The organism is Anaerovirgula multivorans (assembly GCF_900188145.1).
Classification (GTDB): Bacteria; Bacillota; Clostridia; order Peptostreptococcales; family Natronincolaceae; genus Anaerovirgula; species Anaerovirgula multivorans.
Window position 1 is genome coordinate 1 of record NZ_FZOJ01000050.1, and the last position, 21,551, is coordinate 21,551.

Annotated in this window: 22 protein-coding genes and 2 pseudogenes; 20 read left to right on the forward strand and 4 right to left on the reverse strand. The window is 33.7% G+C overall.

Annotated features, from left to right (window positions below; genetic code table 11):
- The first annotated feature begins 654 nt into the window (after window positions 1-654).
- A pseudogene (locus tag CHB72_RS23965) lies at window positions 655-1,776 on the forward strand (IS3 family transposase).
- A gap of 137 nt (window positions 1,777-1,913) precedes the next feature.
- A complete protein-coding gene (locus tag CHB72_RS23970) occupies window positions 1,914-2,870 on the forward strand; it encodes an LCP family glycopolymer transferase (protein WP_089285396.1) in 957 nt (318 codons plus the stop codon).
- Window positions 2,871-2,984: 114 nt separating this feature from the next.
- Here CHB72_RS23970 and tnpA read toward each other — a convergent pair.
- A pseudogene (gene tnpA, locus CHB72_RS23975) lies at window positions 2,985-3,461 on the reverse strand (IS200/IS605 family transposase).
- A gap of 193 nt (window positions 3,462-3,654) precedes the next feature.
- The gene (gene ytaF, locus CHB72_RS23980; RefSeq protein ID WP_089285397.1) at window positions 3,655-4,296 is read right to left on the reverse strand and encodes a sporulation membrane protein YtaF; all 642 of its coding nucleotides are present in this window, start codon (window positions 4,294-4,296) and stop codon (window positions 3,655-3,657) included.
- Between the two features lie 508 nt (window positions 4,297-4,804).
- Here ytaF and CHB72_RS23985 point away from each other — a divergent pair.
- The 7 genes from CHB72_RS23985 to CHB72_RS24005 all read left to right on the forward strand — a co-directional run bounded on the left by CHB72_RS23985 (window position 4,805) and on the right by CHB72_RS24005 (window position 7,430).
- Complete coding sequence (locus tag CHB72_RS23985) at window positions 4,805-5,359, forward strand: DUF1643 domain-containing protein (RefSeq protein ID WP_089285398.1); 555 nt, start codon at window positions 4,805-4,807, stop codon at window positions 5,357-5,359.
- A 191-nt stretch (window positions 5,360-5,550) separates the two neighbouring features.
- Window positions 5,551-5,913, forward strand: coding sequence for a hypothetical protein (locus CHB72_RS23990; protein ID WP_176431588.1), 363 nt, complete (start codon window positions 5,551-5,553; stop codon window positions 5,911-5,913).
- Between the two features lie 133 nt (window positions 5,914-6,046).
- Window positions 6,047-6,307: a Mor transcription activator family protein gene (locus CHB72_RS23995; protein ID WP_089285399.1), complete on the forward strand. Its 261-nt coding sequence runs from the start codon at window positions 6,047-6,049 to the stop codon at window positions 6,305-6,307.
- A gap of 15 nt (window positions 6,308-6,322) precedes the next feature.
- Window positions 6,323-6,562, forward strand: a complete 240-nt coding sequence (locus tag CHB72_RS24000) for a hypothetical protein (RefSeq protein WP_089285400.1) — start codon at window positions 6,323-6,325, stop codon at window positions 6,560-6,562.
- Between the two features lie 3 nt (window positions 6,563-6,565).
- Window positions 6,566-6,724: a hypothetical protein gene (locus CHB72_RS26895; RefSeq protein ID WP_176431589.1), complete on the forward strand. Its 159-nt coding sequence runs from the start codon at window positions 6,566-6,568 to the stop codon at window positions 6,722-6,724.
- 22 nt (window positions 6,725-6,746) lie between these two features.
- Entirely contained in the window at window positions 6,747-6,857 is a 111-nt protein-coding gene (locus CHB72_RS28425; protein ID WP_408606591.1) for a zinc-ribbon domain-containing protein, read from the forward strand.
- Between the two features lie 114 nt (window positions 6,858-6,971).
- Window positions 6,972-7,430, forward strand: coding sequence for a JAB domain-containing protein (locus CHB72_RS24005; protein ID WP_089285401.1), 459 nt, complete (start codon window positions 6,972-6,974; stop codon window positions 7,428-7,430).
- 629 nt (window positions 7,431-8,059) lie between these two features.
- On the opposite strand, the gene CHB72_RS24010 is transcribed toward CHB72_RS24005, so the two are convergent.
- Complete coding sequence (locus CHB72_RS24010) at window positions 8,060-8,536, reverse strand: hypothetical protein (RefSeq protein WP_089285402.1); 477 nt, start codon at window positions 8,534-8,536, stop codon at window positions 8,060-8,062.
- A gap of 334 nt (window positions 8,537-8,870) precedes the next feature.
- On the opposite strand from CHB72_RS24010, the gene CHB72_RS24015 reads away from it, so the two are divergent.
- From CHB72_RS24015 to CHB72_RS24045, 7 genes are all read left to right on the forward strand, one after another.
- A complete protein-coding gene (locus CHB72_RS24015) occupies window positions 8,871-10,535 on the forward strand; it encodes a DUF927 domain-containing protein (RefSeq protein ID WP_089285403.1) in 1,665 nt (554 codons plus the stop codon).
- Between the two features lie 40 nt (window positions 10,536-10,575).
- Window positions 10,576-10,998, forward strand: a complete 423-nt coding sequence (locus tag CHB72_RS24020; RefSeq protein WP_089285404.1) for a hypothetical protein — start codon at window positions 10,576-10,578, stop codon at window positions 10,996-10,998.
- A gap of 216 nt (window positions 10,999-11,214) precedes the next feature.
- A complete protein-coding gene (locus CHB72_RS24025) occupies window positions 11,215-11,577 on the forward strand; it encodes a recombinase family protein (protein WP_089285405.1) in 363 nt (120 codons plus the stop codon).
- 160 nt (window positions 11,578-11,737) lie between these two features.
- On the forward strand, window positions 11,738-13,351 hold the full coding sequence (locus CHB72_RS24030; protein ID WP_089285406.1) for a recombinase family protein: 1,614 nt from the start codon (window positions 11,738-11,740) through the stop codon (window positions 13,349-13,351).
- Between the two features lie 27 nt (window positions 13,352-13,378).
- Complete coding sequence (locus CHB72_RS24035; protein WP_089285407.1) at window positions 13,379-13,897, forward strand: hypothetical protein; 519 nt, start codon at window positions 13,379-13,381, stop codon at window positions 13,895-13,897.
- A gap of 223 nt (window positions 13,898-14,120) precedes the next feature.
- The gene (locus CHB72_RS24040; protein WP_089285408.1) at window positions 14,121-15,002 is read left to right on the forward strand and encodes an AraC family transcriptional regulator; all 882 of its coding nucleotides are present in this window, start codon (window positions 14,121-14,123) and stop codon (window positions 15,000-15,002) included.
- Window positions 15,003-15,090: 88 nt separating this feature from the next.
- Window positions 15,091-15,936 carry an SDR family NAD(P)-dependent oxidoreductase gene (locus CHB72_RS24045; protein WP_089285409.1) on the forward strand — a complete coding sequence of 282 codons (846 nt, stop codon included), beginning with the start codon at window positions 15,091-15,093 and terminating at the stop codon, window positions 15,934-15,936.
- Window positions 15,937-15,943: 7 nt separating this feature from the next.
- On the opposite strand, the gene CHB72_RS24050 is transcribed toward CHB72_RS24045, so the two are convergent.
- A complete protein-coding gene (locus tag CHB72_RS24050) occupies window positions 15,944-16,963 on the reverse strand; it encodes an Abi family protein (RefSeq protein WP_089285410.1) in 1,020 nt (339 codons plus the stop codon).
- Between the two features lie 306 nt (window positions 16,964-17,269).
- Between CHB72_RS24050 and CHB72_RS24055 the strand changes: the two genes are divergently transcribed.
- The 4 genes from CHB72_RS24055 to CHB72_RS24070 all read left to right on the forward strand — a co-directional run bounded on the left by CHB72_RS24055 (window position 17,270) and on the right by CHB72_RS24070 (window position 21,437).
- Window positions 17,270-18,052: a hypothetical protein gene (locus CHB72_RS24055; RefSeq protein ID WP_089285411.1), complete on the forward strand. Its 783-nt coding sequence runs from the start codon at window positions 17,270-17,272 to the stop codon at window positions 18,050-18,052.
- Between the two features lie 306 nt (window positions 18,053-18,358).
- Window positions 18,359-19,036, forward strand: coding sequence for a response regulator transcription factor (locus tag CHB72_RS24060; RefSeq protein ID WP_089285412.1), 678 nt, complete (start codon window positions 18,359-18,361; stop codon window positions 19,034-19,036).
- Window positions 19,033-20,181 (forward strand): sensor histidine kinase, encoded by a 1,149-nt coding sequence (locus CHB72_RS24065; protein WP_089285413.1) that lies wholly within the window; start codon window positions 19,033-19,035, stop codon window positions 20,179-20,181. Before CHB72_RS24060 ends, CHB72_RS24065 begins: the two co-directional genes overlap by 4 nt.
- Window positions 20,182-20,342: 161 nt before the next feature.
- Window positions 20,343-21,437: a TlpA family protein disulfide reductase gene (locus tag CHB72_RS24070; protein ID WP_089285414.1), complete on the forward strand. Its 1,095-nt coding sequence runs from the start codon at window positions 20,343-20,345 to the stop codon at window positions 21,435-21,437.
- The last annotated feature ends 114 nt before the right edge of the window (window positions 21,438-21,551 follow it).

The window sequence follows — 21,551 nt, forward strand, 5'->3', positions numbered from 1 at the left end:
TCATAATATCACCGTCCTTACTACTATTATGGGCGATTTTATGTATGCTATATCAAGATTGTCTTATCCAATTGTTGGATTTTTGGCGCGCTCTGACGGTTTGTTTGCCATATTTATTTTTGATGATAATATAATTTTATTGTCACAGAGATAAGTAATTTAAGAATATTTAGTTTCTTATTAGAAATGTCATTAACCGTCTATAATTTCAAGTTGGAAACATAGAGTTTATGACGATAAATTTAGAATTAGCTTAAGTGAACCGTACCATAAATGACGTCGGTTTTTTGTAACAAAAGATACTACACTTTGGACTATACGAAAAGAGACTCAAAGCTGGAAATGGACCTGGATTTCCTTCATTGTACCGGCCATTACAGGTATTGTAGTATGTTTAATCGTTGCTCTCAAGGAGCAAGGCTACTTGGATTAGTAGTATAAAAAGAAAGTGATGAATGGTTATAAAATCTTTAGCATAATCCATCGGATTATGCTAAATGGCTTTAAAGTAAAATGATACATATTTGGTAATTATGTAAATTTTAAGGGGATGGCGTTATATTGATTTGTTCTGTTATGGATAGGCTACAATGAACTAGACAATAAAATTAAGGTCATGTAAACTAAAAACAATATAACAAAGGAGACGTTTATATGACTAAAAGAGATCGAAGAACCTATACAGAAGAATTCAAGGAGCAAATGGTAAAGCTATATGAAAATGGCAAGTCTAAAAAAGACTTAATTTCAGAATATGATTTAACTCCAACTGCCTTAAATACCTGGATTAAAAGAAGTCAAAGTACTGGTTCCTTCAAGGAAAAAGATAATCGTACCCCAGAAGAAGCCGAATTAATAAAACTAAGAAAAGAACTTCAGCAATTAAAAATGGAGAATGATATTTTAAAGCAAGCGGCGCTGATATTAGGACGAAAGTAAATGTGATAAAGAACAATGCCCACAAATACAGTGTATCAGCAATGTGTGCCGTCCTACAAGTTCCCAGAAGTACCTACTATTATGAATCTAAAGCTACATTAACAGCTGATGAAATATCTCCCCAAGGTTATAGAAATCTTTAAGGCTAGCAGAAACAACTATGGTACTAGAAAAATCAAGATAGAACTTAAGAAGCTAGGGCTTACAGTTTCAAGAAGAAAAATCGGTAGAATTATGAAAATCAATGGGCTGGTATCTAATTATACCGTTGCCCAATATAAGCCCCATGTGAGTAAATGCAATGAATCCAAGATTATGAATGAGCTAAATAGGGAATTTAATACCGAAACTCCTTATGCAGCTGTAGTAAGTGATTTGACATATGTTAGGGTTAAGAATACCTGGAATTACGTATGTTTATTAATTGACCTCTTCAATAGAGAAATCATAGGCTATAGTGCTGGTCCTTATAAAGATGCTAATCTAGTATATAAGGCTTTTGCCAGTGTAAAAACCCGATTAGATGCTATCACCTTATTTCATACCGATAGAGGTAATGAATTCAAAAACAAGTTAATAGATGAAGTTCTAGATACCTTTAAAATCAAGCGTTCTCTGAGTATGAAGGGTTGCCCCTATGACAATGCTGTAGCTGAAGCTACCTTCAAAATAATTAAGACTGAGTTTGCTAAAAACTATCACTTTGAGAATCTAAAGGATCTTGAGCTAAGGCTAGCAGATTATGTTAATTGGTTTAATAATTTTAGAATACATTCAACATTAGGCTATTTAAGCCCTAGGCAATTTAAAGAACATAACCTTATAAAAACTGTCTAATTTAGTGTTGACAATCCAGTTATAATTATATAAAGTATAATGGTTAATATAAAATGTGTGAAAAAATGAATTACTGTTTACTTCATATAAAAAACAAAAGAATAGGCTAAGAGACATTTTGTGAGGAGAGATTACGTGTGAATAAATACTTTAAAGTCGGCTTAATAATCATTTTAATCTTCATTTTGGCTGTATCAAGTTATTTATATCATATACATAAAGTCATAGAACAACATGTAGATGGAATGCAAATTACTTTTGAAGAAAATGTTAATGAAGAGGATAAAGACAAGGATAAAAATAAGGAATCTCAATTATTTCTATTGCTTGGTATTGGTGATCGTCCTGCCCTTGGCGATCCAGGCAGGGTAGACAGTATTATTGTTGTATCTGTGAATCCTTCTAATAACTCTGCTATCATGTTCAATATTCCACGGGATACACGTACTGAAATCATAGGAAAGGGATTTCAAGATAAAATTAATCATTCATATGCATACGGTGGAACGGAAATGACTAAAAAAACAGTTGAACATTTTTTGGATAAATCTATAGACTATGTAATCCAAATTAATATGGAAGGCTTAAGACAACTTGTGAATGCTTTAGGTGGAATACAGGTGGAGAATAAATTTTCTTTTAGTCAGGAAGATGAACTAGGCGAAAAACTATATCATTATGACAAAGGACTTATCAATTTAGACGGAGAAAGAGCATTACATTATGCTAGAATGAGAAAGTCAGATCCAAGAGGTGATTTTGGTCGTAATGAAAGACAACGCCAAGTTTTAATGGCGCTATTACGAAAGTCTACTTCATTCTCTTCTGCCTTTAAGATTCAAGAAATTCTAAATATTTTAGGAAATAATATTAAAACAAATGTATCATTTGAAGAAATGAAATTCTTTTATTCTGAGTTTAGAAAAGACTGGAGGAGCTATAATATTGAAATTTTAGAGATAAAAGGTACCGATAAAACCATTAATGGAGTTTATTACTACGTTGTATCAGAGGAGGAACGCCAGCATATTTCTGAGCAACTTAAAAAATTCTTTGATTCTTCTTATTCTGCTAATCTAACTCCAAATAAGTAGTTATACGGAACATCTAGTATTCTGATTGATTGGATTGTGAACTTGAAGATTAGATAAAATTTTACTTTAATAGAATCAAAACTACCCGCTCAGCGGGTAGTTTGCTCAGCCCTTTTATCTCTTCTTGCCTTTGTGTACTTGCTCACCCGTAAACGGGTCCATATATTCTTGAATACTTATTTGATCATTGGCTATGTCTTCTTGCAATTGATTTTTAACATATTCTCTAATTTTCTTTTAATTGCGACCCACTGTATCAACATAATATCCTCTACACCAGAAGTGTCTGTTCCCATACTTATATTTTAGATTTGCATGTCTATCAAATATCATTAAAGAACTTTTGCCTTTCAAATATCCCATTATACTTGAAACACTATACTTTGGTGGTATTGCAATTACCATATGTATATGGTCTACACACGCTGATGCTTCCAATATTTCAACACCTTTTTGCTCGCATAATTTTCTTAAAATTTTACCTATATCACTCTTTATCTTTCCATATATAGCTTGACGTCTATATTTGGGTGAAGACACTATGTGATATTTACAATTCCATGTGGTATGTGCTAAACTGTTCTTATCCATTCGGATCCTCCTTTTGTTTAATAAATTGGTTGGCGAACCTTTTTTTATTCTAACAAAAGGAGGTTGTTTTTTTCTACTCATAGCAAAAGCTTTTTGGAACCCCCGGTAGAACCGGGGGTTTTCTGTATACAACAGAAAAAGCAGGCAGATACCTCTATTAGCCTGCTTTCTATATTTAATTGAAGTACATATTTTATAACTTTAATATTGCTAAAATAATTAGCAGCACTCCACTTAACCAAGAAATATTTAAGGTTAATTTTTTTGCAATTTTGTTACCAATGTAACACCCAAGCATTACAGCCACCATATCAGATATTAGTGAAAAAAGTACTACTTCCATCAAGTTTATGTTAACAAGTGCTACTCCAAATCCAGCGGCCAGCCCATCGAGAGATACTGCGATTGCAAGGGATGTAGCTTCTAATGGTGAAAGTACTCGTGAATAATCTCTGTCTGCTTCTTGTGGATCAGCATATATGTTCAGAATTAATTTTAAATTAAACATGGAAAATTTTAATTCTTTACTCAAGTTTTTATTTTTTCGAATGAAGGATTTAATTGAACTATCAAACAGTTTAATGGTTCCTAACACAAATAAAATTGTAAAGCAAATACCTTTTATTAGGTGAGAAGGTATATATTGGCTAACAATAGAACCTAAAAAGAGTGACATAGCAAGGAGTGTACTACAGATAACATTTATGGTTGTAACAGATGTGAATGGGATTTTAATTTTATTGGTTCCATAAGCAAAGCTTGCCACAAATGCATCTATTGACAATGCTGTAACAAGCAGTATTGCTTCTAAAGAGGAGAAAAATGTTATAACCATAACTGAACACCAACCTTATTAATTTAGTCTTACCTTAACATACTATTATAAAGGCTATAAATAAGTGCTTGTATGTTGCAAGAAATGATTGACATTAATTATCTTCCTGTTTATGAGAATGTGTCAAGGGAACGGGTTACAGACAACGAAGAATGTCAGTAGAACTGCCCCCTCTTTACTAGGTGAATCAACTTTATGTATATTTAGATGAAGATATAAGTTTGAATCAATTATTAGAATTATTAAAATAGGAAAAATTACCATGATATATAGTTAGGCAATTCTGTCAAGGCTTATTTGCTATAATAAATAAGAAATACGAGGCGATATTTATGTACATTTTTTTGCGAATAACCTTAATATCTTCCATAAATAGATTATCCCCTATATTAAAATTTTGATAGTTGAATTTAATAAGTCTACAGACAATAAGTATCATAACTGAATCTGTTTAAAAAACAAGTATATATCATAATATAGATAAATAAAGACATAAAGGGGTGATGATTTGTTGACTGTAGAAAAAAGCATAATTAAAACGGAAGTAACTTTCTCAGAGGATAAGAAATACAGATATCTGTTAAGAAAAGAATGGGATAAAGCTAAGAAAAAAGCAATGATTATAATGATTAACCCCAGTTCTGCTGATGAACTACTGATAGACCATACAACAATGTATGTAGTCAATAATCTTTCTAAGATTGACTTTGGTTCAGTGGATATCGTCAATATCTTTTCCAAGATAAATACTAAAATCAGTACGAAAGAAAGCATACAAGAATTAGTGGATGAAGATAATGACACTCAAATTCTAAAATCTGCTGCTAAGGTAGATAACATAATCATTGCATGGGGGAAGGTAGGTGAAAATAATAAGAAGGTGAAGGAAAGACAGGAACAGGTAATAAACCTTTTAACCGAATATAAAGACAAATTCTACACCATCCAGGACAGCAAAGGCAGGGAAGGCTTCCACCCCCTCGCCCCGCAAATCCGACACATTTGGAAGCTGAAAAAACTACAACCGGAACCAGAAAAAACTCCCACAGAACCAAACAACTAGCCCAAGAGAGCCGCTAAAACCGCTTTCTTGGGCTTTTTCTGTTTCGAGGAACAGGAAGGGAAACATCAAAACTGAAAGCCGAAGAAAACGAGAAAAACAGCACTGGAAGTCTGCACCAAGCAAACGGAAGAAACTCATAGAAAACCCAAGACTTTGGGAGGAAAGCTAAAACTAAGAAGGGAGCAACGCAAATGATAAAAATAGCACATGAGAAGGAAACGAAATCAATACGATTGCCACAGGAGGTAGCAGGAATAATTAAGGAAATTGCAACAATTATTGATACTGAATACGGAGAAAATCGGGACGTAGATGGTGGGGATGGAGGATATATTCTAGTAATAGAGTCCAAAGATGAATTCGATAAATTAAAAGATATTTATATAGATATGGAGAATGTCATTGCCGAATATGTTGACTTAATTAAGGTGACTGATGGAGAAGATTACAGCAACTCATTAATCATTCTAAATAACGATTTCGCCATATCATTAATTATTCCAGTAGTCATTACTCCAAAGAGACTACTTGATGAGATGAATATTAATGACTAAAGCCTAAGGAGTAGATACTACTTTCCTTAGGCTTAAATTTTGTGGAATTTTACAAGAGATTATTCCACGAAGAACACAGAAGATTAATCAGCAAAAAAACGTTAAAATTTTCCTTGTGAAAGGGGTGGTTGAAATGGACAGATTTGGACCTGAACATCTAAATGGTATATATAAGGATATAGCAAATGATCTAGGGGTAGAAATGGCTCTGTTGATTTTCAATCACTACAGAGGATTACAGATAACATTTCTTACAAGATTACTATGTACAGAGTATGTAAGGAAGCAAGTTTCCATCGAATATAACGGTAGTAATATCAAAGAGCTTTCTTTGAAATATAGTTACTCAGAACGATGGATTAGAAAAATGATTACACAAAAATTAAATAAGTGATGGGAGGTTTAGGTTATGGGCTTATTAGATTTCTTGTTAAATATGTTGTTGGATAGTGGTAAAGCACCAGCATTAAACAAAGCGGTTGAGAGGCAATCCAATGAATTAGGTAGAGAGATTGAAAAAAGAGAAAATGAAATTAGCAATAAGTTAAGCAATACTTCAACAGAAGCATTGAGGAATGCACAAAATAATACTAATAATCAATATATGAAGGATAGTATTTCATCAGAATTACATAAGAGAGGAGAATAACTAATGAAAAGCAAGGAAACATATGGGAAAGTAGCAGAAACCTTTAAAAAGAAAGGTGATAAAGCATGGGCTAAAGCTAAAAATGGCGAAGGTGATCATCACTACGAATCTGCAAGGAAAAGTTATGAAACAGCCAGAAAAGCAGAAGAAAAGTCTAAATAAACATTTAAGGAGATGGTAGATAATGAATAAAAGTTTTGTCCCCATAACTAAGTGTCCTAAATGTGGAGAAAAAATAAAAGTTAAGACATTAAGGTGTTCTAAGTGTGGAGCAATGATACCAGTATATTCCTAAAACAAAAATTGAAAACAGATTACTTAATAACCTCAATCTTTAAATAGATTGGGGGTATTATTTTACCTAAACATTAGTAGAAAGGCAGGTGGAGGGGAACGAGCCTCAAAAATAATGAAAAAAAAAGTACAAGCTAAAAGAGTAGATATCGTTAAAATAAAAATGGTTAAAGAAAGCTCCATCCTATATGCTAAGAGAAGAATCAATTCGCCATCTGATGGGGTTGACTTGGTTAAGGATTTTTTACAAGGAGAAGATCGGGAGTGTTTTCTGGCGGTATACGTCAACACAAAGAACGAGCCAACTGCAATACATACAGTTAGCATCGGAAATCTCACCTGTACTGTAATTCACCCACGGGAGTTAATGAAGGTAGCCATCAATGCCAATAGTGCATCTATCCTACTTTTTCATAATCATCCCAGTGGTGACCCAAAACCAAGTCAGGAGGATATTAGGATAACCAAAAGATTAGTGGAGGCAGGGAATATAATGGGGATTAATATATTAGACCACTGCATTATAGGGGATAACGGAGAGTTTTACAGCTTTAAAGAAAATAATTTAATTTAGTTAGAATTGAAAGGAGAGAAAAGGAAATGCAATGGTTTGTATTAGGATTTGTATGTACCTTAACAGTTTTAGTAGTACTGGAAGAAGTAGCAATATAAATTAGAAAGGGTGATAAATAGTGATAAGTCTTCTTGCAACAATAGCAACAGTAAAAGCCATTGAATACTTTACCTTAGGGGCTACCCTAGGGATTAGTATTTACTCGACATCTAGGAAGGTGAAAAGATAAATTAATAGAAATAAATATTAATTAATATCAATTACATAAATCAGAATGAGTCACCTTGAGGGGTGATTTTTATAGTTTTTGAAAAATCATTAACATGATAGCTGAAATGTTTTGGGAGTGGGAAATGGGAAAAAAGGGGGGAGGTAAGAAGTCAACTAAGCCAACATAAAGCCCCAATTTTCCCGTTTTCCCATTTCTAATTCAAAATTCTATTTAATATGAATTTAAGTCCAAATTAAAATCCCTGAGTAATCAATTCTGATGTAAAAACAAAACGTGAAAACGTGAAAATGTAATATAAATCCAGTAATATCAATGGCTTATTAACTCCCCATAGAAAAATTCCTTCGTGAGAAATCACAATTTAAAATGAGAAATTAAAATAAACTACATGAAGTAATTAATCATTGATATTCTTAATTTTTTTAATTTCTTTAATTTCCCTATTAAACTCTACTAGGTTATTAGTAATAACAAGAATTCCATCTGTGCTAGGAATCATGCTAATAATTCTATCCTTTAGTATAGGATGATTTCTTAATTCGTGAATTAAGAGTTCCACATAATTAGGGTTAGTAGAAAGAAATGTAAAGTTGATATCTTTAATGACATCTAAATTGGCTCTAGTGAATAAAGAGGAGAGTTCTTCTCTTTGTAGCTTTAATTCTACCTCATCTGGTAGCTTGTAAAATCCTTCCATATTTTTTTTGATACCAAGCTCCAACATATATCTTCTAAGAGTACTAATGTTCAAATTGTAATGCTTGGGGAGCTTAACTAAAAATTCTGTTCGACTCCTAAGTGTCCTTTCATTAGCCAACTTTCTTATTGCTTCTAACACATCTAGCTTAGTGTAATTTTCTGATTCCGTACCCATAAATTTTCCTCCTAACTTAAATTTCTCGCTCAATTTCCAGTTAACATAATATGGGGTGCTATGCCTGACTTACCGACTATCAAGTAGAGTAAAACCGATGAACAACATGTGCTGGCAAGGATAGCCTAGCCAAAAGACTTAAAAAACGTGCTATTATCATTAAATATAATTTCTAACGAACAACATGCTCTAATAAAAGTTCAAGTTTGAACAATGACAATTATACCATATACTAAAAAACGTTGCAACAACATTATTTTCGTTATATCGTTAAGTCATACCAAGTTAAAAAATGAATAAAATGTTGAACATAATTTGAGGAAGGGGAGATTGGATGAGTGTAAATACTGATGTGGATATTATTGACGGATACTTTGGGAAATACATCTATAACCAAAAGGAAAAAGAGTTTTTCTTTAAGCCTCTTGGCAAAGCAGTAATCATTGATAAGATAACAGAACAGCTAGAGACAGGCGACACAAAGTTTAAATTATCCTTCAAAGTAGGTAGAAGGACTAAGACAATTGAAGTGGATAGAAGCATGTTGACCACTAGGAATATAACTGAGCTTCTTTCAAAGGGAATAGACTCCTTTGACCATAGTAGTGAAGCATTGGTGAAGACTCTTCAAAATCAAGAAGAGGAAACACCGATATCCTTTGAGCATAAGGGCATTGGCTGGTACAAACATTTAGATCAGTTAGTATTTCGTGGTATCAAGCTGTTAGGAGGGGAAGAGAAGAAAATAACCTCCATCTACACAGGGCAGTTAGATATAACTCCTAAAGGAGACTATAAAGTCTGGTATCAAATGGTAATAGACTTAGTAATGGGTAAGGTAGAATTAGAATTTTCAATAATTACAGGTCTTTCAGCGACAGTTAACTCATACTTAGGGGATAAATTAGGAAATGAATCCTTGTTTGTACATCTTTATGGTGATAGTTCAACAGGTAAGACTACAGCAGGTGAGCTTTGTATATCAGTAGCAGGTAATCCAAGTTTAAGTACCGATGGATTGATGCAGAATTGGTCATCAACAGATAATTTCCTAATGGGACTTCTAAGGGATAATAAGGGGTATCCAGTTCTACTGGATGAGAGTTCCATGTCAAAACGTGGAGAGTTTTCCTCAATGATATATACATTATCCTCTGGTAAGGAAAAAGGTAGAATGAATAAGGATTTGACCATTAAAGAATCAGCCAATTGGAATACAACTATAATTAGTACTGGTGAGCATTCATTACAGCAAAAGTCTAATCGAAATACTGGTTTAAAGGTAAGGGTCTTTGAGTTTGGAAACGTTAATTGGACCGATAGTGCAGAACAGGCTGATGCAATTAAGGAGTGTGTAAGGAATAATTATGGTTTTGCTATATTAATACTTGCAAAATATCTAATCAGACAGGATCGAGAGGCTATTTACCAAAGGTACGATTACTACAAAGAGAAGTATATTAATGCACTACCTTCAGTTGATGGATTTTCTAAAAGAATTGCTAATAAAATGGCGGTATTCTTACTCACAGCAGAACTAGCATCTAAAGCTTTAAAATTAGACTTTGACATAGATGGAATTTTAAATTTACTGATTGAACAGCAGGACGAAAGCATGGAGAATCGTGATATTGCAACAGAAGCCTACAGGTATATATTAGAGCAGGTAAATGTCCATGCTAATAAATTTAATAAGGAATATAAGCATGGTGGAAATGCAGAAGATAGCGAGTTTGTCCCTAAAGGTGAAATATGGGGTGTCATTTCTTCCAATAAAGCTAAGGAGAAAGAAATTAATATTATTCCCATAGCATTTGAAAAATTACTTAGTGAAGGAGGGTTTTCTGAACCAAAGATTATTCTTAAAAAGTGGAAGGAGAGAGGGTGGTTAGATTTTGAAGATGGTAGATTAACCAGAAAGAGAAAAATTACTAAGTCAGCAGTAAGACCGATTCCTGTATATGTAATCAAAGTAATAGACGAGAAGGATGCAAATTAAATTTAAAATATAAAAAATAAAAATTAGGAGGCTATCCAATATGATGAATAATGTTAAGAAAACCAACGAAGTAAATAATGTTAAAAGTGAAGGTAAGATTGATTTCTCGAAGTTCCTCTCTCCCAAGAGTGAAAGTAATTATGGGGTTCTACAATTAGTAAACTCCGATAATGGTAAGCGAATAGTTGTAATGAAAGAACCACAAGAAAAATTAGGTAGTCCTAAGCAGATACAGATTTTGCTTGGTGAGGATAGCATTTTGATTGGTACAAATTTACCTAATACTGATAAATCCTTTGAAGTTAAAAAAGGTGGAACTATTTATGCTGCAAAATTAGTAGGTGAGCTAACTGATAAGTACAATTTAGATTTTACAGGCAAAACATCAATGACATTTTATGATTTTGAATACTTACAACATGGTGAAGACACAATACTGGCTATTAAAATGAATCAAGATTAAAAAACACATAGTCCTAGGGCTTATACTCCCTCAAAGGAGTAAAGTCCTAGGGGCTTAAATATATATCATAATAATGTATAGAGTTGGAGTTGTTTGAGTATTTAAAGGAGGCTAACTATATGAGTAAGGACGATAAGAGACAATACGACGAGGTCATAAATATATTAACTGAAATTATAAAGCGATTAATACATCAGGAGAGGGAGGTAATTACTAATGGGGCTAAATAGGGTTGCAATTTATACTAGTGCTAATAAAAAACCAATGAGAGGTAACTTTATCAAAGGTGATAATCAGTTGATTAGAGAGTATTGCATATATGAAGGTAGTACAGTAGTTGCTGTATACGAAGATATAGATATTAATAGTAAGTCAATAGAAAACAGAACAGGACTACGGAAAATGCTAGCAGATAGCAAGAATAATCTATTTGATGAAGTAATAGTCTGGGAAAGCATTAGAATTACTAAGAATATTCAAGAGTTAGTAGAAATATCAAAGATATTAAAGAAGAACGATGTAATATTGAGTAGCATGATAGAACCATTCGGTTTTGCAGAAATGAAAACTGTAAGCTAGGGAAGTATATGTTAAGTAGTAGCCTTGGCTTGAAGAGAATTGCAATATTAATATATAACACGTTGGTAATTATGAAGTTGAAACTAATCCATTAATATCTAAGGCATTATATCTTACATGGTATAATGCCTTGGGAAATCATACGAAGGGGGAATTACAAATGGATAATATTAAAGTAGCCATTTATGCTAGAGTATCTACAGCAGAGCAAGCCGAGGAAGGTTATTCAATAGATGCACAAATTGATTTAATTAAAAGTAGATGTACATTGGAGGGTAAAACAGTAATTGCTGTATATGCTGATCGGGGTATTAGCGGTAAGTCCATTACCAAAAGGTATGAATTGCAAAAATTACTTGAAGATAGTAAGCAAAATGTATTTGATGAGGTGATAGTTTGGAAAACCAATAGACTGGCAAGAAATATGCTGGACTTACTGCAAATTGTAAGAACACTAGAAGAAAACAATGTTACCTTCAAGAGCATGACAGAGCCTTACGATACATCAACACCAACTGGTAAGTTAATGATGAATATGTTAGGTAGCATATCTGAGTTTGAAAGAACAACAATACTAGAAAACCTTAAAATGGGAATGAATGCTAGAGCTAAAAAAGGTTATAAAAATGGTGGCAAGCTTCTAGGATATCGTTCGGTTGGAGCAGGCAAGGAGAGTAAGCTAGAAGTAGTTTGGGAGGAGGCTGAGATTGTTAGAAAGATTTTTAGTATGTATGTAGAGGGTAAAGGATATAAAGCAATTGCCAATCAGCTAAATAAGCAGGGGTACAGAACAGTTAAGGATAATATGTTTAGCATCACATCAATTAGTGAAATAATTTCTAATCCTACCTACGCAGGGAAGATACGATTTAATCGAATGCAGGACTGGAGTAATCAAAGAAGAAGTGGAAAGAGTGATGATTATATATTTTCTGATGGTATCCATGAAGCAATCATAACCGAAGAAATCTGGAATAAGGCACAGGAGATAAGAGCAGTTAGAGCTGAGAAATATCCTAGGACATACTCAGGAGAATTCCCACTTACAGGACTTTTAAAATGTCCAGTATGTGGTTACGGAATGGTAGCCGCTAGAACGACAAATACCTTAAAGGATGGCACAAAGCGTAGGTTCAGATATTACTCCTGTGGCTTGTTTAAAAATAAAGGTTCGTCCGCTTGTAGTGCTAATTCAGTAAGGGCGGATGAGGCAGAAGAGTATGTATTTAATAGAATCAAAGACGTAATCTTAAATGAAAGAGTACTGAAAGATATTGTAGCCAACTTAAATAGAACGAGGGTGGAGGTGATTAAACCGTTGGAGGAGAATAAAAAGTTTGTCGATAGGCAGATAGAAAGCCACATGGTGAAGAAGAAAAGAGTATTCGATCTCTACGAGGATGGTCACTTGCCAAAGGAAATGTTGACTGAGAGATTAAAGGAGATAGAAACCACCCTGGAGCAACTGGAAGAAAGAAAACTTGATATAATGGATAAAATCAAAATGAATAGCTCGGATGAAATTCCTTTTGGGCTAGTGAAGGAAACGATTGAGGATTTTAATAAACTTCTTAATAGTGCAGATAAAGACCAAAGAAAAATGTTCCTGCAGTTAATTGTAAATAAAATTACAGTGGGAGACAATAGAAAGATTGATACAATTGAAATACACTTCAACGAAACGTTAAAAAACTTAATAAAATCCTTCTTAGGGGAAGAATCTTCGGATGATGAAGATTCTTCCCTTTCTTTTGTTTTTGCCATTGCTATATAATAGTAATATGGATTGGAGGGAGTACAAATGTTAATAGAGGCTACTATAATGGGATGTGTTCGGGAGATAATTGAAAAACGACGTGCAGTAATAGATATTGCTTCAAAACAACGAGCTAAATACGAAGGTTGGTTGAAATTTGAACTTGTAGAATGGTTATTAAATTCTGGGGTAGAAGATATTGTTCTTGAAGCTCCATATGGAGAATACAGATCTGATATTGGATTTAGGTTCAATAATAAACAATACTATCTTGAACTAAAAACATGCAATACCAATTATCGAATAAAGGGTGCAGAGAATAAGCATAAGCCCATAACTAAAAATATAAATTCTATAATAGCTGATGTTGAAAAGTTGAGGAAATTTGAAAGTTCGGGGATCGTTTGCTTTACTTTATTTCCCTTGCCTGTTGATGATACGAGGTATCTACAGTATATCCAACGTATCGAGGATAGCGTAGGCTTTAAATTAATCAAGGACAAACACTACATAACTCTTAATATGATTGAGTACGAAGTGTTAATATCTTGTTTCGAGGTATAATTGACTTCAAAAAACCGCTAGTACGATGGTACGGTGAACCGTACCATAAATGACTGCGGTTTTTGATCTTATTAAGACAGTCAAATTAAACAATTAAAAAGAATCGTATTTTTAACAAATCTTACAGATAAAAAGGATACTAAGCTTTAATAAAGAATATTTTAATTACATATAGAAATATATATGGTTAATACTGGATGGAAAGTGAAAGGTAGGGTATGGGATGAATTATTACGTTAATCTGATAAATGAAACCATTACTTATATAGAAGATAATATACACGAAAAATTGTCACTTGATGACTTAGCCAGCCATTTCTGTATATCTAAATTTCATTTTAACAGAATGTTTAAAACAGTATCTGGAATGACATTAAAACAATATATACTCGGAAGAAAGTTGACGCAATCACTGAGCTACCTAAAAGAAAAAGGTGTAGCAGTAACAGATATAGCCTATGAATTTGGCTTTGAATATCCTGAAGTATTTAGCCGAGCTTTCAAAAAACAGTTTGGTGTTTCTCCTTCAGCATGTAAAGTTGAAAAGACTAACGAAAATTTAGTAAAAAAGGCAAGCATTGTGGAACGTGATATCGTAAATTACAAAGGAACGTTAACTTTGAATGGAACCTATGTATATCTCGATAAATTACACTTAGAAGGTATTTTTGTGGAAGTAGATATTCATAATGAACAGTTTAAAGCATTGATGACATCTACGGGACAGACATTTTTAGAAGCATCCCAGAAATCTGATTGGCTTGATCATGAAAGATTATATACCGTGGTAAACTGCCATGGAGAGGACACTGGTGAATATACTGTGTTTTACGGTAAGAGTGAGCTAGTAGCTAAGGAAACCAGTTTCAAAAAATATACTATACCCTCAGGATGGTATACAAAATTTATATATTACGGAGATATGTTTGACATTAGAGAAGCTTTTGTTGATGACCTATATAAATGGATTATGGCAAAAGAAATTAAACTGAATCCCAACGGGGTAGGAATGTTGAATATATTCGAAAAAGACTATCTAAAAACCAGTGAAGTTCAGATTCTTGTACCGATAAAAAGCCCTTATAAACAGCAAGAAATGTCATGAAACTATCAAGGGAAAAAGGTATTATAGATATTGAAGGAAGCCTTCGTCAAAATGTATAATAGCTTTGTTTTTGAAAGGAGAGATTTTTATGAATAGTCTTAAAGGTAAAGTTGCTATTGTTACAGGTGCCAGTAGAGGTGTTGGAAAAGGAATTGCACTGGGGCTTGCAGAATATGGCGCTACGGTATATATAACTGGACGCACAGAAAAAGGTGAGGAATTACCAGATTTTTTGAAAGACACGAGTATATATAAAACTGCGGAAGAAGTAACAAGACTTGGGGGCATTGGAGTTCCACATAAATGTGACCATTCCAACGATGAGGAAGTAGAACTTTTGTTTAAAAGAGTTATAGAAGAACAGGGTAGGTTAGATATATTGGTAAATAATGCTTGGGGGGGAAGTATCCATGCAATGAAAGAGTACTTTTTCAATACACCCTTTTGGCAACAACCCGTTTCATTATGGGAGGATAATTATATAGTAGGTGTACGTTCAAATTATGTTGCTAGTAGGTTTGCAGCTGAAATTATGATGAAGCAAAAGTGTGGTTTAATTGTAAACATATCATTTTATGGAGGCAGGCGGTATTTGAATAATGTTGCATATGGAGTATGTAAAGTAGCAGTGGACAGATTATCAGCTGATACTGCCTATGAACTTAAGGACTATGGAGTGCCTGTATTCTCTCTGTACCCTGGACAGGTAAGTACTGAAGGGATGATTGAGTACGCAAAGTTTGATAGCAACATTGATCTGGGTAAAATGGAAACACCTCAATTTGTAGGAAGATGTGTTGCAGCTTTAGCAAAGAATGAAAATGCTATTATAGACACGGGAAATGTATTAATAACTGCGGAAGTGGCAGAACGCTATGGATTTACTGATATTGACGGCAAGCAGCCAAAGTCCCTAAGGCCAGAGCTGTGGTAAAGCAATATTATCTTAATGGTGATAAGGATGAGTTGCTCTTGCCACATTGTTTTGGGCATATAGTAATTAGCTGATAAAAGCATACACTAAGAAGTATAAGTGAATTAGGAAGAACAATTCTTCCTATCCAGACTAAGCTTTTCAGAATAAAAAACCACAGTTGCAGCGATGCGGAGAACGGTACCAAGTGATTTATAGAGTTTTCAAACGTAGAAACTATCTTACTGAGTTCTGCCTTAGAGACGCACACTTGTTTTTGAATAAAAATAAGTAAAATTAAATAATCTACAATTGTATCGAAGGTAATATTATTAATTCCTGTATCATTTGTTAGAGCTAATTTTAATGAGTTTTTAGGGCTACTACTTTTGAATCGAGTATCAAAGATTACATCATTATGAGCTATTGAATTTCTTAGGTCTTTAACTAAAAAGATAATAGTTTCTGTCATTTTACCATCGCTATCGAAACCTTGATTTAAACCTAAAGATTTAGATATATCATGTTTAATATTTTGGTTTAAACAAGAAACAAAAGTTCCGAACGCACCTAAATCAATAACCTCAAAGATAGACCATATTGGAACAGGGCGATCTTGATGATAAAAATACTGAACTACTTGCTTATTTGAAGAGTAGTCACGTGAAAGCGTACCATAAAATTTGTTGCGTAAATTTAGTCGTTTATTTAATTCCTTTTTGTAATTGGTTGAACCAACAGCATAGGATTTATAATTAGTTAGTAGAGATTCATATATCATTTCAAAACTATCGGTTTTTCCATGTTCTAAAATAATTTCTAGCACATAATTCTTTATACAAGTCTCTATGAAAATAACTTGAGGATAAAATAGTGCTTTTAAATTCATATCAAAGGTATTTACAGATAATATTTGATTGAAATCTGTATAGGGGATTTTCCGCCCAGGGTGTTTTATAAAACGATAGCCTTTATATCCATGATAATACCCTATATTTCGTAGTTTGCGTTTGTGGGTACTTCCCAGAAATATTAATATTATGTTTATCTCTTAAGTATTTCATAAGAGAATCTATACTTTTTACCTTCGACATAATAAAACCTCATTTCGGAATATTAATCTCATTATAACATTAAAAAAACGCTAGTACAATTAATTGAATAAGCTTGTTCCAATTAATATTACGATAAGGTATTAATACAAGAAAGCTTAAAGAATCTAATCACTGCTTTAATTGTAAAAGAAGCAGAGCGATCTATCTAAAATATTCTGAAATGATAAGGTTTATACTTTAGATATTCAATTCATATGCTAAAGGCTGTTAAACTAAGATATATTTAAGGAGTTATGACAATGAAATTAAATGATTTAAAAAGCGCAATAAAAATTAAGTGGAATTCATTTGATATTGTTTTAGAGAGTTCATCTTGGGATATAACTACAAAATTTGATGTAGGACCAAATGATTTTTTAAATTTTGCAAAAGATGATTATATCACTAAAGATACGAAAGGATTAATAGGTGCTTTGAGCAATTCTAAATATGCGATAGATTGTCAAGTAGATTGGATTATATCATATTTAGGATATGACTATCTGAATTTTAATGATAAAAAATATCCTCAAGTTAAGGTATTAATAAATGATTTTGAAACAAGCATAGATGTACATAAGGATTCATCTATAAAATTGAGGTTCATACAGTCACTGGAGTTAGCCCCAATTTTCTTGATATCTAAAATAAGGGCTATAAGAAATAAGCTAGAACATGAATATATGTTACTCAATGTCAGTGAAGTTAGAGAGGCTATTGAAGTAGCTGAATTATTTATAAATGCAACTCAAAATATTATTGTAAATAAATTAAGTAACGATTGTTATTTTGGAAATAGTTATAATGAAGATAATGGAACTTGGTTAAGCCCATATGCAGAAGTTAGTTTTAATCCATTCCACAATGATAGCAATAGGCTAAATATAAAGTGGGGATATCAATCAATGGAATTAATGCCAATAGATGATGGATATATATTTTTTATAAAATCAATGATGACACAGGATTTTTCATATTTAGTAAAAGCATTTGGAGATAAAATCCATAAAGAATATGTGAAATATACTTTTAAAGCATTTTAATATAAGTAGGAAAGGTTGGTATAGGTAATAGTGTAAATAATAAAAATCATGAAAAAACCGCCAGTTAAATGATACGGTGAACCGTACCATAAATGACTGCAGCTTCTTGACTTAATATTATTCGCCATACTGTATATAATAAATGAAAAATCGTTCTTTAGGAGCGAAAACGGTGGATCATATTACACCGAAGGCGGCTTCCGTGTAGTGGGGTATTTCCGAACGCTAGGCTAAAAGAAAACAAACGAAAAACTAACATTCCTTTTGATATAGTATAAAGGATGATTAATATACAGAGGTGTTCTTATGAAAATATTGCTTGTTGAAGATGAAGAAATGCTTTCAGCTATCATAGCAAAGGGACTGCGTAAGGTGGGCTATGCGGTTGATACGGTATTTGATGGCGAAGAAGCCTTAGAATATTACGAAATCCATGAGTACGACATTATCATTTTAGACTTAAATATCCCGAAAATAGATGGGTTGAATGTATTGCGGACGATTCGTAAAAAAGATACAGATCAAAAGATTTTAATTCTATCTGCAAGAACGAAAGTTAACGAGAGAATTCTTGGACTGGATGAAGGTGCAAATGATTATCTTATTAAGCCTTTCGATTTTGGAGAATTAGAAGCAAGAATAAGAAATTTACTGCGCCGAAATTTTTCAGTGACTCCGACAACAATTATGCTTGATAATTTTATCATTGACACAAATGCTAAAAGGGTAATCTGTGATAACAATGTATTGAACTTGACACGAAAAGAATATAGTATTTTTGAGTACCTTATTTTGAACAAGAATAAAATTATCAGTGCGGAACAATTAGTGGAACATATATGGGATAGTGAGTTTGATCCTTTTTCAAATACCCTGCGTTACCATATTCATACACTAAAAAAGAAGCTGTCTGATTTTAGCAATGAAGAAGTAATAAAAACAATTCGTGGTCAAGGCTATATCATCGAGGAGGCGCAAGAATGAAGTTATTTATGAAACTAACTTTACAATGGCGAATTACAATACTCACAGCCATCGTGCTGATAATTTGCTCCGCGGCATTGACCGCATTCTCCATATTAAACGCGCAAAGAACTCTTATGCCTTTAATAAACGGTTCAATCAGCATAACCAAAGCGGATGATAATTCGGGCGATGTGGTGATTCAAGGTATAAACGATAACGAAATAGAAAACGGCGGTACGCGTTTAAGAACAGCCAAGAGAGAGTTTGATTTGAAAAGCATAATGTTTTTTCTTATGCTAACTATTGTTGGAACAGGGCTTGTATATTTTGTTTCTGGGAAAGCCCTGCGGCCTGTCAAAAATTTGAGCAAACAGGTGTCTGAAATTGACGAACGGGACTTATCTCAAAGATTAACTGAAAGTTTATCCCATGACGAAGTGAGTAGCCTGACAAAGAGTTTCAATCAAGCCCTTGAGCGCTTAGAAGAAGCATTTAACAGGCAAAAACGCTTCTCAGCAAGTGCCGCACATGAGCTAAAAACACCCCTTGCAACAATGAAAGCGGGGTTACAGGTGCTTAAAATAGACAAATCCACCACATTGGACGAATATAAGGAAAACGCCCATATGATGGAAGCAAGCGTTGATAGGCTGACGAAAGTAGTAAACGATTTATTAATTCTGGCTTCTCCCAATGAGGAGGCTGATGAATTAAAGGAAGAAGTTTATTTAGATGCCATGTTTGAGACAATATTTGATGAGTTGTCGCCGATATATGAACATCGCGGAATCACTTATAATATCGAATGTGACGCTATATCATTCTATGGAAACGCGGCGCTTCTTTACAGAGTTTTTTTTAACCTGATCGATAATTCATATAAATATAACTGCGAAAAAGGAAGTATTACAGTTCGTGGAAGCAAAACAAATAAGTGCGTTAGAATTGATGTTGAAGATACCGGGATAGGAATTCCAGCCGAGCATTTACCCTTTATATTTGATGCTTTCTATCGGGTGGACGGCTCACGCTCTCGAAAAATTGCAGGCTCAGGACTCGGCTTATCTATTGTAGAAGCCATCATAGAAAGGCACGGAGGAACAATCAGCGTTTCGAGTGAAAATGTGAAAGGTACAAAAATCTCAATACAGCTTCCCCAATAAAAGAATAATTTTCACAGCATTTCACGCAAATTACAAGCCGGTCAACGAAGGAAGTTGTCCGTCTTTTTTTGCGCGTTATGCTATTCCCTAACGTTAATCTAACAATCACTCCTTTATACTGAGTTCAGGGTCACAAATAAAATGATAAAGGAGAACACAAAATGAAACAAAAAAGAATATTCAACAAGAGCATTGCTCTGGTAATTGCATCTTTAGTAATGCTGACTATCCTTACCTCATGTAAGGATAGCAAGGACGCAGTTTTTGTCAACAAGCAATATGGGGATTCTGGAATGAAGACCATCAGCAACAGCAATTTCGATTACACCAATGGTGTAGTGTCTAACAACGTAGGATTTGGATTCACTCTTCCGCAAGCCATGAAGGACTTAGTAGACAGCGAAAATTTTAGTTATGTAGGCTCAGGGAATTCCGTTATTTTTATGTATCTTTCTGAGAAGATTACAGAAGCGGATAATTCCAACGCCAGTGAGGAAGAACAAATGGAAGATACGATAAATGATATTATTCCATGCTTTGCTATCTCACGAATTACTGCCAATGATGTATATGGCGAGGGCGAACTGGAGCGGCTTAATAGTTTGTTTTCACATGTAGACCCTATTACCACAGTCGGTGAAGATACCTATTATTTCGCATACAATGATGATTATTCCGAGATTACACCAACAGATGTCGATACATCCAATATCGAGAAACTGCTATCCGTGCGCGAATCTCTTAAAAACAGCATCTGCCTGTTCCCTGCTGAAATAGAAAAGATGTCTTCAGATGTAAATATGAATAATTTTAGCACAAAAACGCTTAACGGTGACGTTTTTACACAAGAGAACCTTGCTGAATATGACCTTACTATGGTTAATGTTTGGACAACATGGTGCGGCCCTTGTATACAAGAAATGCCTGATTTGCAAAAGCTTTATGAGATGTTGCCTGATAACGTCAATATGATTACAATTTGCGCCGATGGGAATGAAGAATCGGAACTTGCAAAACAAATTATGGAAGAATTAGGCTGTACTTTCCAAGTTCTCTACCCAAACGAACAGTTAGAGCAATCGCTACTCAAAGAAGTTACCGGATACCCTACAACCGTATTTTTTGACCGAAACGGAAATATTGTAGGTGACTCAGAGCTTGGGGTTCCCGGTAAAAATCCTGCTGAAAAATATTTGCAAATGATTGAAGAACGATTGGGTGATACAGTTGTCGAAACGGGAGTGACTGGCAAATGAGAGAGCATATAAATCTTTAGTAAGCGTCAAAATGCCCACACCTTGACAGATATGGGCTTGATCATTAATTTTCAGATGGCACTTTGCAGGATTGAGGTATGGATTCTGACCAAG

Bases quoted from the DNA above. Each gene is read 5' to 3' on its own strand.
- CHB72_RS24060 (WP_089285412.1), top strand. From the start codon at position 18,359: ATGAAAATATTGCTTGTTGAAGATGAAGAAATGCTTTCAGCTATCATA.
- CHB72_RS24035 (WP_089285407.1), top strand. From the start codon at position 13,379: ATGTTAATAGAGGCTACTATAATGGGATGTGTTCGGGAGATAATTGAA.
- CHB72_RS26895 (WP_176431589.1), top strand. From the start codon at position 6,566: ATGAAAAGCAAGGAAACATATGGGAAAGTAGCAGAAACCTTTAAAAAG.
- CHB72_RS24005 (WP_089285401.1), top strand. From the start codon at position 6,972: ATGAAAAAAAAAGTACAAGCTAAAAGAGTAGATATCGTTAAAATAAAA.
- CHB72_RS24030 (WP_089285406.1), top strand. From the start codon at position 11,738: ATGGATAATATTAAAGTAGCCATTTATGCTAGAGTATCTACAGCAGAG.
- CHB72_RS24055 (WP_089285411.1), top strand. From the start codon at position 17,270: ATGAAATTAAATGATTTAAAAAGCGCAATAAAAATTAAGTGGAATTCA.
- ytaF (WP_089285397.1), bottom strand. From the start codon at position 4,296: ATGGTTATAACATTTTTCTCCTCTTTAGAAGCAATACTGCTTGTTACA.
- CHB72_RS23995 (WP_089285399.1), top strand. From the start codon at position 6,047: ATGGACAGATTTGGACCTGAACATCTAAATGGTATATATAAGGATATA.
- CHB72_RS24010 (WP_089285402.1), bottom strand. From the start codon at position 8,536: ATGGGTACGGAATCAGAAAATTACACTAAGCTAGATGTGTTAGAAGCA.
- CHB72_RS24040 (WP_089285408.1), top strand. From the start codon at position 14,121: ATGAATTATTACGTTAATCTGATAAATGAAACCATTACTTATATAGAA.
- CHB72_RS24065 (WP_089285413.1), top strand. From the start codon at position 19,033: ATGAAGTTATTTATGAAACTAACTTTACAATGGCGAATTACAATACTC.
- CHB72_RS28425 (WP_408606591.1), top strand. From the start codon at position 6,747: ATGAATAAAAGTTTTGTCCCCATAACTAAGTGTCCTAAATGTGGAGAA.
- CHB72_RS24000 (WP_089285400.1), top strand. From the start codon at position 6,323: ATGGGCTTATTAGATTTCTTGTTAAATATGTTGTTGGATAGTGGTAAA.
- CHB72_RS24020 (WP_089285404.1), top strand. From the start codon at position 10,576: ATGATGAATAATGTTAAGAAAACCAACGAAGTAAATAATGTTAAAAGT.
- CHB72_RS24015 (WP_089285403.1), top strand. From the start codon at position 8,871: ATGAGTGTAAATACTGATGTGGATATTATTGACGGATACTTTGGGAAA.
- CHB72_RS24070 (WP_089285414.1), top strand. From the start codon at position 20,343: ATGAAACAAAAAAGAATATTCAACAAGAGCATTGCTCTGGTAATTGCA.
- CHB72_RS24025 (WP_089285405.1), top strand. From the start codon at position 11,215: ATGGGGCTAAATAGGGTTGCAATTTATACTAGTGCTAATAAAAAACCA.
- CHB72_RS23990 (WP_176431588.1), top strand. From the start codon at position 5,551: ATGATAAAAATAGCACATGAGAAGGAAACGAAATCAATACGATTGCCA.
- CHB72_RS24045 (WP_089285409.1), top strand. From the start codon at position 15,091: ATGAATAGTCTTAAAGGTAAAGTTGCTATTGTTACAGGTGCCAGTAGA.